Origin of the sequence: Paeniglutamicibacter psychrophenolicus (assembly GCF_030812255.1) — a bacterium.
In the GTDB taxonomy this organism is placed as follows: Bacteria; Actinomycetota; Actinomycetes; order Actinomycetales; family Micrococcaceae; genus Paeniglutamicibacter; species Paeniglutamicibacter psychrophenolicus_A.
The window spans coordinates 21,214-43,434 of the sequence record NZ_JAUSSH010000008.1 but is presented as its reverse complement, the minus strand read 5'-3'; the positions used below and the strand labels follow the sequence as shown (position 1 = coordinate 43,434).

Here is a 22,221-nt window from a genome sequence, read left to right as displayed (position 1 = left end):
AAAGTGCCGCGCAAACGTGATGCGTAGGGGTCTGTCGCCGCATCCCCGTGCGGCGTATTGTTGCCTCCAAGCGGCCGAACGATCCGGCCCGGCCGTGCCCGCTTGCGCACCATCGGAGTCAATGCCATGAAAACGGAAATGGCACCATTGTCCCTGGCCCTTGCCGGCCCCGTGAGCAGGAGGGCGGTGCTCTCGGCCGCCGTGGCGGTGTTGGGAGGAGCCGTGTTGGGCCCCGGACTGGTGGCGGCGCCCGCCGCGGCGGCGGTCATCCGGAACCACGTGTACACCATCTCCTCGCGCAACACCTTCACCTCCACCACCTACCCGCGCACCGAGTTCCGCGCCCTGTGGACCGCCAGCGTGCTGAACATCGACTGGCCCTCCAAGTCCGGGCTCTCGGTGGCCACCCAGCAGGCCGAGCTGCGCTCGATCCTGGACCTGGCGGTGTCCCGGAACCTCAACGCCGTGCTGCTGCAGGTCCGCCCCGCCGCAGACCGGATGTGGAAGGCCACCCTGGGCGAGCCGTGGTCCAAGTACCTCACCGGCACCCAGGGCAAGGACCCGGGCTACGACCCGCTGGCCTACGCCATCGCCGAGGCGCACAAGCGCGGGATCGCCCTGCACGCGTGGATCAACCCCTTCCGCGTCTCGATGGACACCTCGCTGACCTCGCTGGTTGCCAGCCACCCGGCGCGGCTGAACCCTTCCTGGTCTTTCGCCTACGGACCGCGGCGCTACTACAACCCCGGCATCCCCGCGGTGCGCACCTTCATCCGCAACGTGGTCGTGGACCTGGTCAAACGCTACGACGTGGACGGGGTGCACTTTGACGACTACTTCTATCCCTATCCGGTGGCCGGGGCCTCGATCCCGGACTCGTCGACCTACAACACCTACAAGGGGTCCTTCACCTCGATCTCTTCCTGGCGGCGCAACAACATCAACGTGTTCGTGCGCGACACCCACACCGCGATCCACGCCGCCAAGCCCCGGGTGGTGTTCGGCATCGGTCCCTTCGGCATCTGGGCCAACAGCTCCTCGAGCTCCCTGGGCTCTGCCACCAGCGGGCTGGAGAGCTTCTATGCCCTCTACGCGGACACCCGGCGCTGGGTCAAGGACGGCTGGGTCGACTACATCGCCCCGCAGCTGTACTGGTACCAGGGGTACTCCGTGGCCAACTACAACGTGCTGGTCGACTGGTGGGCCAAGCAGGTCGCCGGAACCAGCGTCAAGCTCTACACCGGGGAAGCCGCCTACAAGGTCGGGGACCCGGCCACCCCGGCCTGGCAGGACCCCAACGAGCTGCGCGACCACGTGGCCAAGTGCCGTGCGGTCCCGGCGGTGCGCGGCCAGGCCTACTACAACACCACCGCATTCCGGGCGAACAAGCTCAACGCCATCGGCATCCTCAAGGCCGCCAAGTACGCACGCCCCGGCCTTCCGGTCCCATACACGAACCTGCTGGCCACCCGGCCCTATACGCCCACGATCACCAAGGCCGTGCGCGAGGGCACCGGGGTGCGGCTGAGCTGGAGCTCGAGTTCCAACGGGGAGCCGATCAAGCTCATCGCCATCTGGCGCTGGGAGTCCACCGGATCGATCGTCCCGTACATCCAGTCCACCGGAACCTACCTGCGCACCGTGCGCCGGCGCACCGCCGCCGCCCAGTCGTGGCTGGATTCCGGGGTGGTGCTCGGGCACTACTACTGGTACATGATCCAGTCGGTCAGCCAGACCGGGGTGGACTCCTCAAGGGCCACCGCGATCTTCATCCGGGCGTGAGGCGCCGGAGCCTTGGGGCCGCATCGTGCCGCGCCGTTCCCGCGCTGAGGGTGGCCCCGGGACGGCCCCGGCGGTGCGGGCGGATGTCGAGGCGCGGGCAGTGGCGGGAGTTGCGTTCGCCACACCAACCATGCGGGAATGTCGCTTGGCGGTGAAGCGTTCTAGGATGTAATCAATCCCCGCACCGGCGTGAAAGGTCCCCCGTGACTGAGTTCAATCCATTTGCCTTTGAAGGCCTCACCTACGATGACGTCTTGCTGCTTCCCGGCCCGACGGATGTGATCCCCTCGGAGGCAGACACCACCACGCGCCTGACCAAGCGGATCTCCATCAACATCCCGCTGCTGTCCGCGGCCATGGACACCGTCACCGAGGCACCGATGGCCATCGCGCTGGCCCGCCAGGGCGGCATCGGCATCATCCACCGCAACCTGTCCATCGAGGACCAGGCCGACCAGGTGGACCAGGTCAAGCGCAGCGAATCGGGCATGATCACCAACCCGGTGACCGTGAACCCCGGGGCGACACTGGCCGAATGGGACGACCTGTGCGCGCACTACCGCGTCTCGGGCCTGCCGGTGGTCGATGAGAACCGCAAGCTGCTGGGCATCATCACCAACCGCGACACCCGCTTCGTGCCGCGCGAGACCTTCATGACCACCAAGGTCTACGAAGTCATGACGGCCATGCCGCTGATCACCGCCAAGGTCGGGGTGTCGCGCGACGAGGTCATCAACCTGCTGGGCAAGCACCGCATCGAGAAGCTGCCGCTGGTCGACGACGCCGGCGTGCTGCAGGGATTGATCACGGTCAAGGACTTCGACAAGGCCGAGCAGTACCCGCTGGCCACCAAGGACGACGAGGGCCGCCTGCGTGTCGGCGCTGCCGTCGGCTTCTTCGGCGAGGGCTACGACCGCGCCATGGCGCTGATCGACGCCGGCGTGGACGTGCTGGTGGTGGACACCGCCAACGGCCACAGCCAGGGCGTGCTGGACATGATCGCCCGCCTGAAGAAGGACCCGGCGGCCGCGCATGTGGACGTCATCGGCGGCCAGGCCGCGACCCGCGAGGGCGCCCAGGCACTGATCGACGCCGGCGCCGACGCCATCAAGGTCGGTGTGGGCCCGGGCTCCATCTGCACCACCCGCATCGTCGCCGGTGTTGGCGTCCCACAGGTCACCGCCATCTACGAGGCAGCCAAGGCCGCGATCCCGGCCGGCGTGCCGGTGATCGCCGACGGCGGCCTGCAGCACTCCGGCGACATCGGCAAGGCACTGGTTGCCGGCGCCGATTCGGTCATGCTCGGCTCCCTGCTGGCCGGCACCGCCGAGTCCCCGGGCGATTTGGTCTTCATGAACGGCAAGCAGTTCAAGGCCTACCGCGGCATGGGCTCGATCGGCGCCATGGAAACCCGCGGCAAGAACACCTCCTACTCCAAGGACCGCTACTTCCAGTCGGACGTGCCTTCCAACGAGAAGCTGATCCCCGAGGGCATCGAGGGCCAGGTCCCGTACCGCGGCCCGCTCTCGGCAGTGGCGCACCAGCTGGTCGGCGGCCTGCGCCAGACCATGTTCTACGTCGGCGGACGCACCATCCCCGAGCTGAAGAACCGCGGCAAGTTCGTGCGCATCACCGCGGCCGGGCTGAAGGAATCGCACCCGCACGACATCATGATGACCGTCGAGGCGCCGAACTACCGTTCGCGCTAAACACCCGTCACGGCAATGGCCCCGGACACCGGCTCCCGCAGGGGATCGGTGGCCGGGGCCTTTTGTAGTTATCTCGGCGGGGACCAACGGCTTCGTCCGGGGCCTGAAAGCAGGCGGACACCAACCATCGATTGATGATGCAGTCGCGTCGATTGGGCAAGTTGACGTTCGGTAGGTAGGCTAGGTTGGTTGGTCCTGCCACCCCCCTAAGTGCAGGGCCATTTCCGGAAAATCTGGCACCCCAAGTACCAGATTTTCCATGGGAGTTACGTCGCAGACCCCAAGCTGCGCGTTCCCAGGGCAGGGACCCGCTGACGTAGCGCGGGTTCCTGCCCCTTCCATTTCCCATCGATCCCATGGGCTGCGCCTGGTTCGTGAATGGGGTTGGCGTAAAAGTCGCTGGACCGGCAACGATGCGATCGCCGATGGCACCCTCGGCGATCGCACGAGATGCATTTCGCCGAGATATCGCTTCAACATCCCGTAACACTCAGCACCCGTCACGGCTAGGCTTCGAGCACCGGGTCCCGCAGGGGAACCGGTGGTCGAGGCCTTTGGCATGTGGCGTGCCGTGGCTGAACTGTCATCACGCGAGCGCTTGGCGGCGCATGCGCAACAGTTCCTCGAATGCGGCTGCGTCCAGCGGAACGGCATAGTGGAATCCCTGGACGGTGGTGAATCCCATGGCCTTGAGCTTCGCCGATTGCTCGGCAGTCTCCACTCCTTCGACGACGCACTCGAGGTCACAAGCCGCAATCAAGTCGGAGATGGCGCGAAGGAAGGATTCCTGCTTCGGGTTCACGGCAATGTCGTCAACGAGAGTCCTGTCGATCTTGGCTCCGGTCACGGGCAACTGGCGCAGATAGCTGATAGAGGAGTAGCCGGTGCCAAAGTCGTCAATAAAGACCTCAACCCCCATCTTTGCCAACGCCATCAAGGTATAGCGGTGCAGGTTGTCACCCGACATCAAGTTGTTCTCGGTGATTTCCAAGGCCAGCACGGTTGCCGGAAGTTCATGCTGGCGCAAGACCCTGCGCACCTCGTCGGCGAAGCCCAGGTCGTGCAGTCCACGCGAGGTCACGTTGAGGTGGACCTTGAAATCTTCGCCGACGAGCTTGGCCGCCCGCCACCTCTTGACGTCGCGCAGTACCCGATCCAGCAGGTATTCAGTCAGTTTGCCGACCATGCCCGCCTCCTCGGCAGCGGGGAGGAACTCGTCCGGACGCACGAGCCCGTGGCCCGCTCGATTCCACCTCACCAGGGCCTCTGCTCCGATGATTGCCTCATCCTTGAGGCGGACCACTGCTTGGTAGGCAGGGAAGAACTGCTCGCCGTCCAGTGAATGCCGGAGATCGGAGAGCATCTCGGCCTTTTCACGTCGTTCAAACAGCATGAAGGGCTCGAATTCCACGACCTTTTCGCTTACCGAGCGTTTGGCCACATACATGGCTGTGTCCGCCTCAAGCACGAGACTGTCCGGCGAATGCGACGGCGTTGTCCGGGCAATGCCAAGGCTGGCCCCGGGGCTCAGGTGGATGTTGTCGATCACCATGTCCTGGTTCATCGCCGCAACGATGCGTCGGCCCAGGGCGACGGCGTTGTGTTCCGGTGCATGCACCAAGATGGCGAATTCGTCGCCTCCGAGTCTCGCCACGATGTCCTCGGCGCGCACACAACCGCGAAGCCTCTCGGCGAGCTGGCACAGGACTTTGTCGCCCAGTGCATGTCCGTAGGTATCGTTGATGCTCTTGAAGGCATCCAGATCCAGGAGCATCAAGATCGGGGCCGAGGGACCAGTGCCGGGCTCGACAAGCGTCTTGTTGATTTCCTCCATCAAGGCGGAACGATTCGCGAGCTGGGTCAAGGGGTCAGTGTAGGCCAACAGCGCCATTTGGTCGCGGGCCGCCTCGAGCAACCGCGTACGTTCTGCCACCCGGCGATCAAGCGAGGAATACGTCGTTTCCAGGTCAGCGGCCATGGCATTGATCCCCATGATGATGGCGTCGATCTCATCGCGCCGGCTGCTGGGATGCAATAGGGTATCGAAATCCATGTCCGCGATCCTGAGGATGGCGTCGACAATGCGCGGAATACGGGGTTCGTCCATCTCGAGAGGGCCGGGGTCAGTCATCTTCGTGGAAGAACGCGAGTGCGTCCTGCCGGCTTTCGACATACATATACCGTCGCGCAGGATCGACCTTGCGCATGAAGAATCGTGCCAGCACGCGGTCTGCGGGTCCGGAGCCCAGCAGAGCCGTGCGCATGCCCTCGGTCATCGGATCAATCAGGGCCGTGACATTGGGTTTCACACTGTCAATGCCGCATACATCAACCAGCAGGTACTTGACCTTCCGTTCGAGGCGCGCGTCCGCAAGTCCCCAGAGCTCCCGGACCGTCTCGACTGACAACACCGTCCGGGGATGGAAATCGACCTCAAGCAATTCGTTGGCGAAGAAAGTGAGCCGGGCATGCTTGATGTTCTGGCTCCAAACCGGTTGCTCTGCTGTGCCTTCAGACGTCGCGTCCGCGATCGGAGGAAGTCCGTCAAGCGGCAAGCCAATCTCGAGAAGGGGAACCTGTCCCATGGTTACTTCACACCAATCCGTTTGCGGCGATCGTCGGTTCCGCGCAAATCACGATCCAATCGTCGGTCACCTTGATACAACAAGGTCGACCAGTCCGTGTTTTCCGGTGTGGCCACGGGATAGGAAACCGTGGCGTCCTTGGCCTTCTTCGGCGGGACAAAAAGCCAATTCACCAACCCCAAGGCCATGTCAACAATGGAATTCTTGAAGCCGATGTAGGCGCGGATGGCATAGAGGGCCAACACGGTGTTCAATGCGGCAAAGGCAACATTTCCCCAGTTGCGGTCCTGGAAATCCCGCCACAGGGTGAAGATCGAAAAGAAGACGATCAGGTATGGGATGGCCACGTAGAAGCCTGGCGATGCGGTGCGATTGCGGACCTTCGGTGTCCTGACGAACGGGATTTTCTCGCCGGTGAATGCCTGTTCCGTGGACTTGAGCACCCCTGCCATATTGACCGGCAGGAGGATCAGGTTGAACCCGTAGATCCTGAAGACGTCGCTGAACCGGTGCCCACAGTCCCGGAGATCGCTTCCCATGGCGATGAAGTACGGCAACGCCGCGACAAAGATCAGCGGGCTGAGCAAACGCCCGTCGTATGGATAAGCCAGAAGGAAGATTAGGCCAAGGCTGGCCCAGGCAATCGATGCCATGTAGTTGACCCGCAGCAGCACCTCGCGCAATCGGATGCGTTCGTTGCGTCGCTTGCGCTCACCGATCTGTCGGCCAAACTTGGGCAGGATCAAAAGACCGCCATTGGCCCAACGACGTCGTTGGACCACCAGCGAGCCGAAATCCGGGGGAGTCGCACTGTAACTGAGACGCTCCGGGTAGTTGGACAGGGTCCAGCCGTGGGTGCCGAGGTCGATGCTTGATTCGGTGTCCTCGATAACGGTTCGATCCTGGATGTAGGTGTGGATTTCATATCCGCCGACCGTTGTGGTCTGGCAGATATCCACAAGTGCCTGTTTGCGGATCACAGCGTTGGCGCCAACCCAGAAGGTGGCATCGTAAAGGGTCTTGCCCTGGTGCAAGATGTGCTGGATGTCGGTCGTGGCGCCAGCCAAGCGCTCGATGCGGGTGGGCGCACCTCGGAATGAAGAGTAGGGGGTTTGCGTCACCGCCACGCGCGAATTCTCCTCGGACTCCAGAAAGTAAACCAAGCGCAGGCAATAATCGCGCAGCAGCAGCGAGTCGGCGTCAAGCGTGAGCAGGTATTCGGAGTCCGGGATGTCCAGGACCTGGTCCATGTCCGTGGTTTCCTGTGTCGGTGACACCGCGCGAAGCACCTCCACATCTCCGCGGTTGTCCACCAGCCACTTTTGGCCCATGAGGGAGATATAGGCGTTCAGGTTCATTGCCTTGTTCACCGCTTGGGAAAGATTCGCGTACTTCTTGCGTTCGAAGGTGTGCATCCGGACGGAGAAAATACGTTCCAGTCGCAGATGGAATTCTTCCAACCTGTCGCTGTGAGGCGAATCGTTTTGTGCGGCAGCCGCGTTCAGGGCCAACAGTGTCAGGCGCAGCTCGCGTGCAAGTCCCATGATGACCGAATCAACGAAAAACTCGTCGACATGATCGTCGATCTTTTCCGCGGTGGCCATCTCTTCGAGCCAGACCGCGGCAGCTTCGTAGGCGGCAATGGTGGTGGCCAGGATTTGGGCAGGCGAGGCCCCTGCCTCTCGTTGGCGTTCAAAAAGGACGCGGGAGTCGTGGGCCATCCTCAATGGATGTTCCAGGGACTGCTGGATTTCCAGTGCCAAGCCACGGGTTTTCTCGAGCTTGGCCAGGACTTCCGGGTCTTCCGGGTAGGGATCGTCATCCACAAGAAGCACCACGTGCAGGTTCGTGAACTCCTGCAAGGCCACGGACCAGAGCGTTTTCCTGACCACGGCTGGCTCTTCGGCATAGCTGGGAACCAGCGTCGTGATCGACTTGTCATAGGAGCGGAAGTGCCGATCCAGTTCACCTCGGGGCACTCGCCGGTGTTGTGAGAAGCGCAGGAGGGCGCCTTGCCTGGCGACGAGGTACATCAACGCGGAGAAAGTCAGAAAGGTGACCACGGCGAGGTACATTGCCGCCTCGAAACGGAACCTGAAGCCCGCATCGGGGTTGTCGGCCAGTTGCCTCAGGATGGTGCTGATGACGTAGCCGATCCAGGCCAGAATGGTTGTGACGATTGCTATGCGCCCCCAAGCCAACTTGCCGCGCGAGGGGACGGGGTGAACAATCGACAGGGGCTCGGAACGCTTTTCCGCGCCCCACTGCCGCTTGCGTACGTCTGGTGAAGCCGTGCGTGCATTCGTGCTGATGTTGTTCAAACTGATTTGCCCCCAAGCAATCTCGTTTCAGCACTTGGGGATTCTGCGACCCGCAATGCATTTCAAAAACTGATCATAGCGTATGATTCAGCAGTGATCTGAATTACGCGTCTCGGGGAGACGTGGCGCCTTGGGGCAGGTGAGAGCACAATTTCCTTGCGATGAGATTCGCCTTATTCTGATGGATTACTCCTGGACGAAATGGGCCCCACCGTTTGCCGCGTTTTCAGTGAGCCGTCAATTGTTATGAATTGAGATTGTTGTGTCTAACTTGACCACGGGCAGACGCCTTTCATGGGTCCGGGTGGCGGCGCTTACCCTGGCGATAGCCGGGCTGGTGGCCGCTGGAACGTATTACTGGAACACATCCCGCGACTCGGCCAGAGCAGCTGATACGGGACGCTGGTTCGGGTCCTATGTCGATGCGACATCGACGCCGTTCTATCCGATTGCCCAAAACCTAGTACCTGGACAACGCGTGGTCCTTGGGTTCGCCGTGGCCGATCCCAATGACAGCTGTGCGAATTCGTGGGGCGGCTACTACAACATGGACAGCGCCAACGAGACGTTCGACCTGGACCGTAAGGTGGCCCGGGTGCATGAACAAGGCGGCGAAATTGTCATCTCCACCGGAGGGTTGAACAACGACGAACTGGCCACCGCCTGCACCGATGAGCAAAAGATCATTGACGGATACGAATCGTTCCTCCAGCGATACGGTTCCACCACCCTGGACCTTGACGTCGAGGGAAACGACCTCGAGGATGCCGCCGCTTCGTTGCGCCGTGCGTCAGCTGTGTCGGCACTTCAATCCCGTGCCATGGAGTCGGGAAAACCAGTGGAGGTCTGGGTGACGCTTCCTGTGGACACCCGGGGGCTGACGGAATCCGGACTGGGCGAGGTCAAGCGGCTCCTCGAAGGCGGCGTCGACCTCGCAGGCGTGAATCTCATGACCATGAACTTCGGCGATACCCGTTCAGCGGGCCAGAGCATGGCCTCGGCCTCGGAACAAGGGGCGCGCAGCGCCCACCAGCAGATCAAGGCGCTCTATTCCCAGCTCGGACAGGAAATAGGGGATCGCACCCTCTGGGCCAAGATCGGGCTCACCCCCATGATCGGTCAGAACGACTTGCTTGGAGAGATATTCACGCTGGACGACGCGAGGGTATTGAAGGAATTTTCCACGACCAACGGCATAGGACGGCTTTCGATGTGGTCGGCCAACAGAGATGCCGACTGCGGACCGAACTTCCCGGATCTGAAACGGGTATCGAATAACTGCAGCGGCGTCACCCAGGATGACGGTGCCTTTGCACGGACGCTTGCGGCCGACCTGGATTCCTCCGACCGCCCGGTGGCGACCAATGACGGTCCAGTTGAAGCCCCCATGGAGACTGCCATCGTCGATGACCCCGCGAAGAGCCCGTACCCGGTATGGAACACCGAATCCGCCTACCCCAAATCGGAACGCGTCGTCTGGCGCGGCAACGTCTACGAGGCAAAATGGTGGACCCAGGGGGAAATACCGGATCTTCCGGCCAGTGACGCGCGCGCGATCCCATGGAGCTTGATTGGACCTGTGCTTCCCGGAGACAAGCCGGAAGTCCCCATCGCGGTGCCCACAGGACTCTATCCGGCCTGGTCGTCCACCAAGGTGTATGACAAGGGTGACCGGATCTTGTTTGACGGCCGGATTTTCGAGGCCAAATGGTGGAACCAGGCCCAGAACCCCGAGGCCGCGGCGCAAGGCTCAGCGGCCTCGCCGTGGTCCCGTTTGGCAAACGGGCAAGTCAGCGAAATCCTCAAGGAATCGCAGAAGAAGCCCTAGCCGGGATTCGCCGCGTCAGGACGGGTCAGCTGCCCGTGTCCGCTTCAATCCGGGCAGCGCGCACGCTTTCCCGGTGCGCTTCCTCGAAGCGCCCCGTGGCGTGGAGGATTTCCGACCAGAGCAGATGCACCGAGGCGTCTTCCGGCGCCCCGGTGCCATAGGCGTCGGACAGTGCTCGATCCAGCAGCGAGGACGCTTTCTCCAGCTCTCCGTTGGCCACATACCACCGTGCCCGGGTTCCGGCCAGGCCCAGTAGCTCCACCGCACTTCCTCCGATGATGTCGTAGGCAAGCTGGGCACGGATAATGCAGTCATCGGTGCGCTCGTTGGCGACTCCCGCCTGCAGCTGCACATCGGCGCTCGCATTGTTGAACCGTGCCCACATGTGGATGTCATTGACCTGTTGGAGGTGGTCAGCAGCGCTCTCGTGGTAGGCGTTGCCCTCGGCCTCGTGGCCCTTGGCGAATGCGAGGTTTCCCAATGTCCAGAAGCCCTGGCCAGCCAACATAGTGTCTTCCACGTGTTCCAAGGCGGCAGACAACAGGTCGCGGACAGCCCAGGCCTCGTCGGCTCGGCCAGCCTCGACCAGGCAGGCAATGATTCCTTGGTACGCCTCGGCGCGTGCTTCGTGTCGATCTTTGACGTCGGACAAGACAGCCAGCGCCGTGCGCGCGGTGTCCACGGCCTCTTCGTGATGTGCTTGGTTGCGAAGAGCTGCTGCACGCAGGATCAATGCCTGGGCCTTGAACACCGGGTCGTTTTGTATCCGGGGAAAAGCGAGGATGGTTTCGGCGGTTTGGAAGGCAGCCGTATAGGCACCCGTTAACACCTGGCTTTTTCCCATGTCGTAGAGGAAAACGGATTCCTTGACCCGATCGCCCATCGACGCATAGATTCTGGCGCACTCCCGGGCGGCTTCGAGCACCTGCTGCTGGTCTCCCGAATTCCGAATCCTGCGGTGGTGCGCTTCCGCCTTGGCGGCGCGGGCTTCGGCGGAGGGGTGGGGCATGATCTCCATTATGCTGCATCCGGTGGCGGCCACCCTCATGGACTCCGGCCGCCGGGCTTCCGGCAAATCCTCGAAGGGCAGTGGTTCCATGAAATCCAATGACGAATTCAACTCCAAAACATCAGGTGAGCGTTAGGATATCCCGTGGGGCTGTCGGCCCGTTCCCGGGTGCGGCAAATATGGGCAATGCTCCGAACACTCGCCCGAATTCTGAATGAGATGGAGAATACGTGAAGAAGATCCTGGGTTCGGCCCTTGCCGCAATGCTTATTGCCGGGGCAGTTGTCGCCGGTGGTGCCGGTGACGTCGTGCGGTCAGATAGCGGGTCGGTGCAGAGCATCGGTATTACCAAGACGCTGGGCGGAAACAACAACTGGCCCTTGCATTACGAGACCCTGAACGGCGGCACTAGCACCACCGCCGGAAACAACAACTGGCCGCTGTAGGTTTTCCGCGCACGAGAGTGCCTCGCAGGCAAGGCTCCGGAACGCACGCAGCAAGCCCATGGTGTCGAAAATGGACTCCCGTGCATCAAGAATGACGCTGTCCGGTCGGGGTATCCCGGCCGGACACCTGCCTTTGTCGCCCCGCGGGCCGTGCCACATGCCAAGACTGGCCGGAAACATACCAAGACCGCATCCCGCGATTCGTGGGTCGGCCCCCAAGTCCATGCTGCGGCAGCCGTGGGTCGTTGACGATGCCTATCCAGGGGATGGACTCGAACCAACTTTGGTATTGGGCTTGTGAGTGGCCCGGCCGGCAGCAGTCGTCGGGACCACGCAATGGCGGCGGGGTCGTTGTTCGAACGAGCACGAAATGCGCCGAATTTCGGGCGGGCTCGGCTACCGAACCGGTTCAACCGATTCTTGCCGTCGAAGGTGCATGGCCTGCAGCAGGGCAAAGATCGCGAAACCCAGTCCCGCACCGATGGTGTTGGCCACGACATCGAGCAGCGACGAAAACCGCTGGGGCAAGAAGATCTCCTGCCCGAGCTCGATGATGAACGAAGCCGCGAAACCCGCCGCGAGAGGATGCCACCACGTCCGGCTCCAGATCCCCGCGATGTATCCAAACGGCATGAACAGCGCGATGTTCGCGGCAAACTCGATTTTGTTGTAGCCGATGAACAGCGGCAGCCCATGGGCATGCAGCCAGCCCAGGATGCTTGAAAGGTTTCCGCTCACCGGACGATCCACGGGAGTCGGCCAAAACGCAATCATCAACAGCGCCAACAAATAGGCAGCGGCGAGGACTGCGGCGAAACGGACATGCGGCTTGATCATGGAACCCAGTCAGGAGGGGGCGGGCAGTTCAGGACGGCCGGGAAGTACGCGGGCCGGCTCCGGTGCCAAGTTTACGCCACGGACTCCGCCGGACGCTTTCCGCCGGAACCCCGTGGACGCACGACAAATCGCGGGGCAAGAGCGGGCCGCGCGCTAGCATTGCCACCATGGAACCCGCCGCGACCCAGAATCCGAACCCGGAGAATGTCGGCCTCGTGCGCCGGGCGGTAGAGCAAGACGCCGCGGCCCTGGCCGAGGCACTGGTGCAGGCATGGCGGGCAGCCTATGCAGGCATCATCGACGCGGCGTTCCTGAAGTCCATGGACGTGCAGCAGATCGCCGGCCGCTGGGCGATCTCGCTTGGGCGGGACACCGGGGAGAAACCCCTGGTTGCGGTCCTGGACGGCGAGGTCGTGGGCTTTTGCCAGTTCGGCGTGCCGCGGGACGCATCCGCCCAGGGCACCGGGGAGCTGTACGCGCTGAACCTGCTCCCGGCCTGCTGGGGCCGCGGGCTGGGAACCTTGCTGCTGCTCGAGACCACGGCTGCGTTGCGCCGGCTGGGATACGCGACCGCCTACCTGTGGGTGGCCGAGGGGAACCGGCGGGCCATGGACCTGTACGGGCGCCACGGCTGGCACGACACCGGAACCACGAAGGAAGATGCACGCTTCACTCCGGCCTTGCTCGAGCGCCGTTACGCCATCGAGCTGGCCTAGCCTGGGCGATTGGCCGTGGCCCTCCAGTGCCCGTCATCGGTGCATCCGGGAACGCGGCGCAGGAGAACCACGCGCCCGGCACGGATGCCAGCGGTCGGGCCTCGCTAGCTGAACGGGGTCGTCGGACGCCCCAGGCGCTTGCCGTCGAGGATGAAATCGGTCCGCTCGCTGTAGAAGCACACTAGTCCGGCGATCGCGGCGGCTTCGGGAAACGGGTTGGCGTAGCTCCACGCCACGTTCCGGCCGCCGCTTGCCGGGGCCCAGTAGTGGGCCGTGCCCTTGTAGGGGCACTTGCTGGAACTGTCCGTGGCCACCAGCGCATCCCACTGGACCTCGCCGGGCCGCAGATAGTAGCGGGTGGGCACGTGCGTCTCGAAGAGCAGCCTGGGGTGCCGGGTCTCGGCCAGCAGCATGCCCTCGAGCTCGACGCGCAGGTGCCTGCTCGAGGCCAGGACGTCGACCCGCTTGAAGGGGTCGCGCGGGTGCGCATCGATGGGCTCGTCCTCCTCGAGCCAATCGAACGCCCGGAAGTCGAAGGCGACGAAACCCTGCAGCACGGGGTCCGACAGCCGGAAGGCCGCGCCCGGCAGCGTGCGCCCGCCGACCTTGACATCCAGCGCAGCCCCTTCGGCGGTGTGCAGCGCGAAGGCGTCGTCCGGGGTCAGGATCCCGGCCTTGTCCGGGACCTCGGGGCCGGTGCCGGCCGTCGGCGCCAGGTGGGCCTGCACACTGGATTCGGGGACCGCGTAGATCGGCACCACGCGCCGCGGTTCCCACACCAGCACGGCGGAGGACGTGTCGAGGACCGGGGCCCCCTCGAAGCCGGCCCGCACTCGTTTCTGTGTCGGTTCGTACCGGAGCACGGACAGGGACTGGTTGATCAGGTCTGAGATTCGGGTGGCCACGACGCCAGTATGCGCGTCCGGAACCCGGTGGTCAATGCAGCGGCGAGACTCATGAAAAGTGCTCGCGAAATGGGGCGGAGGTGCATTTCCGATGGTGGTCCACGGCTTGCCCATGTGGTCCAAGGATGCGCTCAGCTCAGGCGGCAGGCACTCCGAAGCGGTTCGGGAAGTGCAGGTTCGCTTGCCCAGGTAACAGTTGGCAGAACCATCGACATGGCACGAAGGCGGCTCTAGGATCGGATGACGGCGGGCGCTGGGGCTCTTTCCGAAAAACGAAAATCAACTCCATTTCACCGCACCCAGGAGCCGCCCCGTGCATGTCATCAACTTCCAGGCACCGGTCCCCGCGCAGGCACCCACCACTTCCATCGTGTACGCGATCTTGGAAAAGGCCGTCCGTTCACGGGACACTGCACGATTCGAAGGATCGTTGAGTCCGGCCGGTCGCCGCCACCGTGCGCGTGCCGAAGCGTACCTGGACGCAGCCACCATGGCTGCGGGGAAGCCGCATGCCGTGTCCGAACTTTGCCGCATGCTGTTCTTCGGTTGTTCGGGTGCCGGAGCAATGGCCTGCGCCTTGGACGAGTTCAACCGCTTCACCAACTAGCCTCAAGGCCATGAAGTTGAACCTGCACCGCTGAAGTCAAGCCCTTGTTTGCGTGCGGCAATCGGTGGCTTGCAGCGGGTTGGGCAGCGGCAAGACATTCGCCGTGGTGCCAGAAACCTTGGGCGGAAATGCCGGCGACAGGGTGGCCCGGTGCACTGTTTGCGGTGGGCTTCTATGCTCCCGCCCTGCTGATGGCGAAGGCTGTAAGGAATCCCAGGGCGGCGATAAGCCCCGTGAGGACATGGTGTTCCTCGAAGGCCTCGGGAATCATGGTGTCGGCGATCATGGCCAGGATGGCTCCGGCGGCGATCGCGGTGATGAAGGCCACCAGTTCGGCCGGGGCGTTCTGCATGCTGAGATAGCCGATGAGGGAAGCGATCCCGGAGACCAGGGCAATGCCTCCCCAGACGCCGAAGACGTAGCCGGCGCCGCGACCGGACTTCTTCATCCCCGCCGTGCTGGACAGGCCTTCCGGGACGTTGGAAATGAACACCGCCGCGAGCACCGCAGTGCTCACCGTTCCTCCCGAGACCAGCCCGAGTCCCAGAACCACGGATTCCGGGATGCCATCAAGCAGGGCCCCGATGGCGATGGCGGTCCCGCTGCCGGGTTGCCCGTTTTCGGAGGGTTGCTTTTCGCCGGAGCGTTTTCGGTGCTTGGCGCCGCGACGGGCGAGCAGGGCGTTGGCGCCGACATAGGCCAATGCACCGGCCAAGAACCCCGCCATCGTCGGCCACAGGCCGCCGCCCTGCTCCGCCTCGTCCACCAGGTCAAAGGCCAGGGCGGAGATCAACACGCCGGCCCCGAAGGACATGATGGAGGAGACGACCTTGGGAGACATCGTCCACTTCCACGACACGGCCGCGCCCAGGACAAGGGCAGCACCCGCCACTGTTCCCCAGAACAGGGCCTGCACCCAAACCGGCATTGTGGTTCTCCTTTTGCTTGGTGCCGTGAAACTCTTCGGTCCCCGAACAGCCGTGGGCCGGCAAGACCGGCCTGCATCCAGCGCTCGTCCGCCGCGGGAAGGTGCGCCGCGAATGCTGCCGGCCACCGGCGAGGTGGTTTCAGGGCCCCGGCCACTGGCAGGCCGGCGACAGACCCGCACGGCCGGGCCCCTGGGCTAGGTCACCGCAGTGCGCGTTGCCGGTGCAGCAGCGTGCCGTTGGGCCAGCACGTACTCCTTCACGGCCTGGGCGGGGATCCGGAAGGAGCGACCGAAAGTCACGGCCGCGAGTTTCTGCGCGTGCACCAGACGGTACACGGTTATCTTCGACACGCGCATCGCCAGGGCCACCTCGTCCACGGTCAAGTAGTGGGCGTCCTCGAAACTTGCCAGGTCAACCATTGCATTCCCCAATCACTGTGTCTGCCGTCCCTCAAGGACAGTTGATGCCGAGTGCACCTTCAGCCACCGAGGCAAGGGTGATTCCCATCGTAGACACCATGTTCCCGAGTCGCCAGAGGGCATTTGGCGAGTATCTCGACATGGGCCACTCCGCTGCCGCGGGCGCCGGAAGCATGCCGGCGCCCAACCCTAAACAAACGGGCCACTTGTTGGTAGGTTCGGAAAGGACATCACGGTTGCAGTGCGCTGGTCTTGGGGACCACGAACGGGGGATGGGGGCGTCGTGTTTGGTGTGCGATTCTTCGGCCGCGGCGGCGCATCGGCATGAGCGCAGCCAACCACTACGACGTGCTGCGCGTGAGCAGCACGGCACCGGTGTCGGTGATCAGGGCGGCCCACCGGGCCTTGATGCGTGAACACCACCTTGATGCCGGAGGTGCCACCGACGCGATGGCCAAGTCGTTGAACGAGGCTGTGCGGGTGTTGGCCGACGACAGGTTGCGGGCCGCCTACGACGCCGCGCTCGCCGGGCAGCAGCGGCGCACCGCCGAGGCCCGGGGCGGGAATGAGGCGGAAGCGCGGGATCGGGACGAGGCGGCACGAGCCACAAGCGACCGTGAACGCGAGCGTGAACGGGACCGCGTGCGCGCCGAGGCCAGGGCCCGCACCGCGGCAGCGGCCCGGGCCGGGTCCCGGGACCCGGGAGGCCATGCCGGCTTCAACGTCTTCGAACGCAACCGGATCGACCCCTCCGCGATGGACTGGTACACCCGCTCCTACCCGTCGCTGGAGATCCGCGACGATTCCGCCCGGCGGGCAGGGCCTATCCGTTTCCTCGCCTGGTTCCTGCTGGAGCTCAACATCATTCTCGCCGGACTCTTCGTTGCGGGCATGGTGCGCGGCAGCGACTCGCCGGGGTGGTGGAGGGTCGCGCTGCTGGTGCTCCTGGTGCCGGTGGCGGCGCTGGCCGGCGGCTGGGCCAGGGCCCGCGCCCGGGGACGCGGATTGGTGCGCTATCTGGTGTTCCTCGGCTTCGCCGGAGGGATCCTGGTCCCCGCGCTCGCCGGCGGCCGCGCGGGCATGCTTGCGGCCATTGGCTGGCTGGGCCTGTATCTGTTCACCGTCGAGATCCTGCGCGCCAGCGCCACCCGGGTCCGGCGCCCGGACCCGAAGGCGTTGCTGGGACTGGAGGAAATCACCGGCCACAACCACTGGGACCTGGGCGCCTCCGGCGGCGGCGATGGCGCCCGCAACGGCGGCAGCCACCCGGGCAGGACCGCCGAATCGCTCACCGGCCAGCTGCTGGACACACTGCATGTCCTTCCCGGGGCCAGGACGCTGGCCGGCCTGTCCGTCCCCGGGAACCCGCAGCTGCACATCGGCCACGGCGTGCTGTGCGGGGACCGGCTGGCCCTGGTCGAATCGCGCCTCTGTCCCGGGGGACAGTACTACTGGTGGGAAGACCGGCTGGTGTGCAAGCTGCCCGGCGACGCCCCGGCCTTCCTGTCCCTCCCTTCCCGGGCGCCGTTCAGGCCTACCGCGCCCGGTTCCCCGGGCTGCAGGTGCGGGGCTGGTCGGTGTTCCACCCGGTGGACGGCACGGCGGTGCTGGTCAACAACCGGGCCACCGGCGCAAATCCGCGGCTGGCGACGGCGGCCGCATTCCTGCAGGAGGCCGGCGACTGGCTGTGCGAGGGACAGGCGCACATCGTGGACCGGGTGGCGCTCTCGCGCCTGGTCAAGGACTTCGGTGCCCCGTGATGCCCCCCCTCCCGGCCCCGGTGCGAATCGGGTGGGGACCACCGGTGACGGCCGCTTTGTCCCGGGTTTATCATGGGGGCAGGCGTTGGGCACAGCATGCCGCGAGAGGCGGGATGGGGCCCCGGACGGCCCCAAGGAGCCCACGATGAGCGACACCGACCAATCCATCAGGCGCTACACCACCGGGAACCTGCGCGAGCGGCTCTACGCGGCGCTTCGCAGGGCCGGGAAGGAACCGGAGGTCCTGCTCCCGGGCGACCTGGGCGACGCCGACCACTTCCACTCCGGCGGCGCCAACGCCACGGCGGAGGTTGCCCGCGAGGCCGGCATCGGGCTCGGGACCCGGGTGCTGGACGTGGGCGCCGGCATCGGCGGACCGGCACGCCACTTCGCGCAGCTCGGCGCGGTGGTCACCGGCGTGGATGTCACCGAGGAGTTCGTGCTGCTGGCCCGGGAGCTGAACGCCGCCTGCTCCATGGCCGGGTCCATCACGATGCTGCTGGCCCCGGCGCAGGCCACCAACCTGCCGGCGGGTTCCTTCGACGCGGCGACCATGCTGCACGTTGGCATGAACCTGGAGAACAAGCCCGCGGTGTTCGCCGAGGTGCACCGGCTGCTGCGCCCCGGGGGAATCTTCGCCATCTACGACCTGATGGGCACCAACGCACTGGACTACCCGATGCCGTGGGCCGATGCGGCCGCTTCGTCCTACGTGGAACCCGCCGAGGCGTACCACCGCCACCTGCGTGTGGCCGGATTCACGCCCGGGACCGACGAGGACCGCACCGCGGCGGTGCTGGCGTCGATGCCGGGGCCCGGCAAGGGACCGGCGACGGAACTGGCCGCCCCGATCCTGCTGGGCAGCGACCCGGCCGACCGGCTGGGCAACGTGGCCGCGGCCATCAAATCCGGTGCCGTGTCCCCGCGCCTGCTGGTCTCGGTGCGCGCGGCCGGGTGAATGGCCGGTTGCGCGGCCGGGTGAGCGCGGCCCGGGCATGGTGTGCCCCCACGTAGAATGTTTCACTGGCGCTGCCCCCCCTGGCGTGCGGGAGAGACCCGCGCCGATGCGCGCACGCAACACCTAAGGAGCACACCGTGGCCCAGCCGAAGAACCTGAAGAAACTCACCCGCGCCCGCATGGACCGCACCGGGGAGAGCTACACCACCGCCCGCAAGGCGATCCTGTCCGCGAAGCCCCACCGCCCGGCCAGCGCCCAGGACGCCGCCGACGCCGCCGCCGCGGCCCAGGAGGCCGAGCTGCCCGAATACCCGGCGCCCGCCAACGTCCTGCAATACGACGCCGGGCTGTGGCACCGCGTGCTCACCCAGGCCGGGGTCAAGCACCCGCTGACCGGCGAGCCGATGAGCGAGGCGCTGCTGGCGGGGCTGGCCGGCGGCATCGGCTTCATGGTCTTCACCTTCGTCTACGAGGAGACGACCACGGCAACCATCGTCACCCGGGCACACCCCGAGCCCTACACCGCAAACCTCCTGGCCCGCTCCGGGGCCAAGGTCATGGAACGCACCACCGGCAGCGCCCGGCTGGCCGCCGACTACCTCGACGCCGGGCTGGATGCCGGTCGCGCGGTGGTCGTGCGCGCCTCCGTTGCGGCGCTGCCGTGGATCGACGCCGATGCCGTGGAGGAATCGGACTCCATCGACTTGGTTGTCGTGGGAGAGCACGGGGAGGACCTGCTCGTCGACGACGGCTCCGGCTCGCTGACCCCGATTTCCCCCGAGGACCTGGCCGCCGCCCGTTCCCGGCGCAAGAAGGACAAGCACTGGCAGGCCTGGATCCCGGAGCGCACCGGGCCCGACGCCGCGGCCCTGGCCGCCTCCGTGCGCGAGGCGATTGCGCAGACCACCGGGCGCCTGCTGGGCACCAGCGAGCTGGAGGGCATCCCGGCGCACTTCGCCAAGAACTTCGGCGTCGCGGGCATGAACAACTGGGCCGAGCGCCTGCGCGACGCCACCACCAAGAAGGGCTGGACGCGGATCTTCGAGGACCCCGCACGCCTGGAATCGGGCCTGAACCAGATCCTGGGCTTCCTCACCGACACCCGCTTCGGCGGCGTGGGCGCCCTGCGCGGCCAGTACGCCGACTTCCTCGCCGAGGCCTCCGGGCTGCCGGGCCTCGCGGCCCTGGGCGCGCACGCGGCCGACTACGCGCACCTGGCCCAGGACTGGATCGTGTTCACCGACCTGGTGGACCCGCAGATCGAGGTGCAGGACCGCACCGGGCACTTCGCGGTGCTCGCCGACCAGCTGGAGGTCATCGCCGCCGGCGAGGAACGCGCCGCGCGGGCGCTGGCCGACACCCTGGGCACCCTGGCCGACTGAAACACGCCGGTGGCCCGCGGCAGGGACCGCGGGCCCGGCGCGCACCGGGGGGGCGGCCCGGCCCGCCGGCGTGCTGATAGGGTGGTGCGGTGACTTACGAGATTGAAATCGGCCGTTCCAAACGCGCAGCCCAGGCGTACTCCCTTGACGATGTGGCGATTGTTCCCAACCGCCGCACCCGCGACCCGCACGACGTGTCGGTGGCCTGGCAGATCGACGCCTACAAATTCGAGACCCCGATCCTGGGTGCCCCCATGGACTCGGTCATGTCCCCGGCCACCGCCATCGCGCTGGGCAAGCTCGGCGGCCTGGGCGTGCTGAACCTCGAGGGCCTCTGGACCCGCTACGAGGACCCGGCCAAGGTCCTCGAGGAAATCGCCGCACTGAAGTCCGCCAACGGCGGCCACTTCGACCCGGCCATCACCGCGCGCCTGCAGGAACTGTACGCAGCCCCGATCCAACCGGAGCTGATCACCGCCCGCCTGGCCGAAATCCGCGAATCCGGCGTGACCGTTGCCGGCTCGCTGACCCCGCAGCGCACCCAGGAACACTACAAGACCGTCCTGGCCGCAGGGGTCGATGTCTTCGTCATCCGCGGCACCACGGTCTCGGCCGAACACGTCTCCAAGACCCACGAGCCGCTGAACCTCAAGCAGTTCATCTACGAACTCGACGTCCCGGTCATCGTGGGCGGCGCGGCCGGGTACACCCCGGCCCTGCACCTGATGCGCACCGGCGCCGCCGGCGTGCTGGTCGGCTTTGGGGGAGGGGCCTCGGGCACCACCCGCCGCGCGCTGGGCATCCACGCGCCGATGGCCACCGCCATCTCCAACGTCGCCGCGGCCCGCCGCGACTACCTGGACGAGTCCGGCGGACGCTACGTGCACGTGATCGCCGACGGCGGCCTGGGCACCAGCGGCGACATCGTCAAGGCCATCGCCATGGGCGCCGACGCCGTGATGCTGGGCACCGCTCTGGCCCGCGCGCAGGAGGCACCGGGCGCCGGCTGGCACTGGGGCATGGAGGCCGCCCATGAGAACAACCCGCGCGGGGACCGGGTCAAGGTCGGCACCGTGGCGCCGCTGCAGGAACTGCTCTTCGGCCCCTCGCACCACACCAACGGAACCTCCAACCTCGTCGGCGCGCTGCGCCGCTCGATGGCCACCACCGGCTACTCGGACCTGAAGGAATTCCAGCGCGTCGACGTCGTGGTTTCCCCCTACGAGGCCGACTAGCACCAAGGGATCCACTCCGGGGCGACCGGGTCCGCTGCCTTCCCCCGCCATGGTGGCGATGGTGCGGACCCGGTCGTTTTGCGTCCCGGCACCCCCGGTGCCGCGGCGGAGGATCCGTCCCGGCAGGCCGCGGGACCCGGGGCAACCCCCCCGCTGCGCGCCGGGCCCGGGCCCGTGTACTGTACAAACCAGGCGCACGCCATGCGCACCGCACCCCCCGAACACCGAACGCCGCCTCCCCGAAACGATGCCATGACCTTCTCCCAGACGACGCCCGCCGGCGACGACGCCCCAGAGCTCACCACGCCGGAACTGGTGGTCCTTGAACTGGCGACACCCACCCGGGAAGAAACCGTCGCCCTGCTGGCCGGCAGGCTGCTGGCCGCCGAACGGATCGGGGACCTGCCCGGCTTCCTGGCCGATGTCCACCGCCACGAACACCAGCTGGCCACCGGCCTGCCCGGCGGCATCGGGCTGGCCCACGCGCGCAGCGATTTTGTTGCGGCACCCAGCATCGCGGTCGGCGTGATGGCCTATGGGCACGGGCTGGACTTCGGGGCCAAGGACGGCCCGGCGCACGTGGTGCTGCTGCTGGCCACCCCGGCCTCGAGCTACTCCGGGCACCTGATGATGCTCGCCGCGCTGGCCCGCTCGCTGGCCAAGGACTCGTTCCGCGAGTCCCTGCGCCGCGCCCACGACACCGGGGTCATCGCCGAACTGGTCAACTCCACCGTCGACTTCTCCACCGTCTAGGACCCGGGGGGATCCCGTGCCGCGCCGGCCGGGTCCGGCC

Annotated in this window: 18 protein-coding genes; 10 read left to right on the top strand and 8 right to left on the bottom strand. The window is 65.7% G+C overall.

Features of this window, described 5'->3' with window-relative positions; translation table 11 throughout:
* The first annotated feature begins 126 nt into the window (after positions 1 to 126).
* Both J2T21_RS12285 and guaB read left to right on the top strand, forming a co-directional pair.
* A complete protein-coding gene (locus J2T21_RS12285) occupies positions 127 to 1,782 on the top strand; it encodes a glycoside hydrolase family 10 protein (RefSeq protein WP_307581647.1) in 1,656 nt (551 codons plus the stop codon).
* Between the two features lie 203 nt (positions 1,783 to 1,985).
* The gene (gene guaB / locus J2T21_RS12280) at positions 1,986 to 3,491 is read left to right on the top strand and encodes an IMP dehydrogenase (protein WP_307581646.1); all 1,506 of its coding nucleotides are present in this window, start codon (positions 1,986 to 1,988) and stop codon (positions 3,489 to 3,491) included.
* Positions 3,492 to 4,077: 586 nt separating this feature from the next.
* On the opposite strand, the gene J2T21_RS12275 is transcribed toward guaB, so the two are convergent.
* From J2T21_RS12275 to J2T21_RS12265, 3 genes are read right to left on the bottom strand one after another with little or no spacing between them, the layout of a single operon-like run.
* A complete protein-coding gene (locus tag J2T21_RS12275) occupies positions 4,078 to 5,664 on the bottom strand; it encodes a putative bifunctional diguanylate cyclase/phosphodiesterase (protein WP_307581645.1) in 1,587 nt (528 codons plus the stop codon).
* Positions 5,615 to 6,076, bottom strand: coding sequence for a hypothetical protein (locus tag J2T21_RS12270; RefSeq protein ID WP_307581644.1), 462 nt, complete (start codon positions 6,074 to 6,076; stop codon positions 5,615 to 5,617). The genes J2T21_RS12275 and J2T21_RS12270 overlap by 50 nt, the downstream gene beginning before the upstream one ends.
* Positions 6,077 to 6,078: 2 nt before the next feature.
* Positions 6,079 to 8,109 (bottom strand): glycosyltransferase family 2 protein, encoded by a 2,031-nt coding sequence (locus J2T21_RS12265; protein ID WP_307581736.1) that lies wholly within the window; start codon positions 8,107 to 8,109, stop codon positions 6,079 to 6,081.
* Positions 8,110 to 8,659: 550 nt separating this feature from the next.
* Here J2T21_RS12265 and J2T21_RS12260 point away from each other — a divergent pair.
* Positions 8,660 to 10,225, top strand: a complete 1,566-nt coding sequence (locus tag J2T21_RS12260; RefSeq protein WP_307581643.1) for a chitinase — start codon at positions 8,660 to 8,662, stop codon at positions 10,223 to 10,225.
* A 25-nt stretch (positions 10,226 to 10,250) separates the two neighbouring features.
* Here the strand turns inward: J2T21_RS12260 and J2T21_RS12255 are convergent, their stop codons facing one another.
* Positions 10,251 to 11,333, bottom strand: coding sequence for a hypothetical protein (locus tag J2T21_RS12255; RefSeq protein WP_307581642.1), 1,083 nt, complete (start codon positions 11,331 to 11,333; stop codon positions 10,251 to 10,253).
* Between the two features lie 131 nt (positions 11,334 to 11,464).
* On the opposite strand from J2T21_RS12255, the gene J2T21_RS12250 reads away from it, so the two are divergent.
* Positions 11,465 to 11,680: a hypothetical protein gene (locus J2T21_RS12250; RefSeq protein ID WP_307581641.1), complete on the top strand. Its 216-nt coding sequence runs from the start codon at positions 11,465 to 11,467 to the stop codon at positions 11,678 to 11,680.
* 396 nt (positions 11,681 to 12,076) lie between these two features.
* Here J2T21_RS12250 and J2T21_RS12245 read toward each other — a convergent pair whose 3' ends face one another.
* The gene (locus tag J2T21_RS12245; RefSeq protein ID WP_307581640.1) at positions 12,077 to 12,517 is read right to left on the bottom strand and encodes a VanZ family protein; all 441 of its coding nucleotides are present in this window, start codon (positions 12,515 to 12,517) and stop codon (positions 12,077 to 12,079) included.
* 167 nt (positions 12,518 to 12,684) lie between these two features.
* Here J2T21_RS12245 and J2T21_RS12240 point away from each other — a divergent pair, with 167 nt between their 5' ends.
* Complete coding sequence (locus tag J2T21_RS12240; protein ID WP_307581639.1) at positions 12,685 to 13,233, top strand: GNAT family N-acetyltransferase; 549 nt, start codon at positions 12,685 to 12,687, stop codon at positions 13,231 to 13,233.
* Between the two features lie 104 nt (positions 13,234 to 13,337).
* Here J2T21_RS12240 and J2T21_RS12235 read toward each other — a convergent pair whose 3' ends face one another.
* On the bottom strand, positions 13,338 to 14,138 hold the full coding sequence (locus J2T21_RS12235; RefSeq protein ID WP_307581638.1) for a DUF427 domain-containing protein: 801 nt from the start codon (positions 14,136 to 14,138) through the stop codon (positions 13,338 to 13,340).
* 313 nt (positions 14,139 to 14,451) lie between these two features.
* Here J2T21_RS12235 and J2T21_RS12230 point away from each other — a divergent pair, with 313 nt between their 5' ends.
* Positions 14,452 to 14,745 carry a hypothetical protein gene (locus J2T21_RS12230; RefSeq protein ID WP_307581637.1) on the top strand — a complete coding sequence of 98 codons (294 nt, stop codon included), beginning with the start codon at positions 14,452 to 14,454 and terminating at the stop codon, positions 14,743 to 14,745.
* A 172-nt stretch (positions 14,746 to 14,917) separates the two neighbouring features.
* Here J2T21_RS12230 and J2T21_RS12225 read toward each other — a convergent pair whose 3' ends face one another.
* Both J2T21_RS12225 and J2T21_RS12220 read right to left on the bottom strand, forming a co-directional pair.
* Positions 14,918 to 15,673 (bottom strand): ZIP family metal transporter, encoded by a 756-nt coding sequence (locus tag J2T21_RS12225; protein WP_307581636.1) that lies wholly within the window; start codon positions 15,671 to 15,673, stop codon positions 14,918 to 14,920.
* A 195-nt stretch (positions 15,674 to 15,868) separates the two neighbouring features.
* Positions 15,869 to 16,093 (bottom strand): helix-turn-helix domain-containing protein, encoded by a 225-nt coding sequence (locus tag J2T21_RS12220; protein WP_307581635.1) that lies wholly within the window; start codon positions 16,091 to 16,093, stop codon positions 15,869 to 15,871.
* A 324-nt stretch (positions 16,094 to 16,417) separates the two neighbouring features.
* On the opposite strand from J2T21_RS12220, the gene J2T21_RS12215 reads away from it, so the two are divergent.
* The 4 genes from J2T21_RS12215 (at position 16,418) to J2T21_RS12200 (ending at position 22,181) form a co-directional block, all read left to right on the top strand.
* Entirely contained in the window at positions 16,418 to 18,811 is a 2,394-nt protein-coding gene (locus J2T21_RS12215) for a methyltransferase domain-containing protein (protein ID WP_307581634.1), read from the top strand.
* A gap of 137 nt (positions 18,812 to 18,948) precedes the next feature.
* Positions 18,949 to 20,193 carry a DUF4872 domain-containing protein gene (locus J2T21_RS12210; RefSeq protein ID WP_307581633.1) on the top strand — a complete coding sequence of 415 codons (1,245 nt, stop codon included), beginning with the start codon at positions 18,949 to 18,951 and terminating at the stop codon, positions 20,191 to 20,193.
* A gap of 89 nt (positions 20,194 to 20,282) precedes the next feature.
* Complete coding sequence (locus J2T21_RS12205; protein WP_307581632.1) at positions 20,283 to 21,428, top strand: GuaB3 family IMP dehydrogenase-related protein; 1,146 nt, start codon at positions 20,283 to 20,285, stop codon at positions 21,426 to 21,428.
* A 252-nt stretch (positions 21,429 to 21,680) separates the two neighbouring features.
* On the top strand, positions 21,681 to 22,181 hold the full coding sequence (locus J2T21_RS12200; protein WP_307581631.1) for a PTS sugar transporter subunit IIA: 501 nt from the start codon (positions 21,681 to 21,683) through the stop codon (positions 22,179 to 22,181).
* Positions 22,182 to 22,221: the final 40 nt, after the last annotated feature.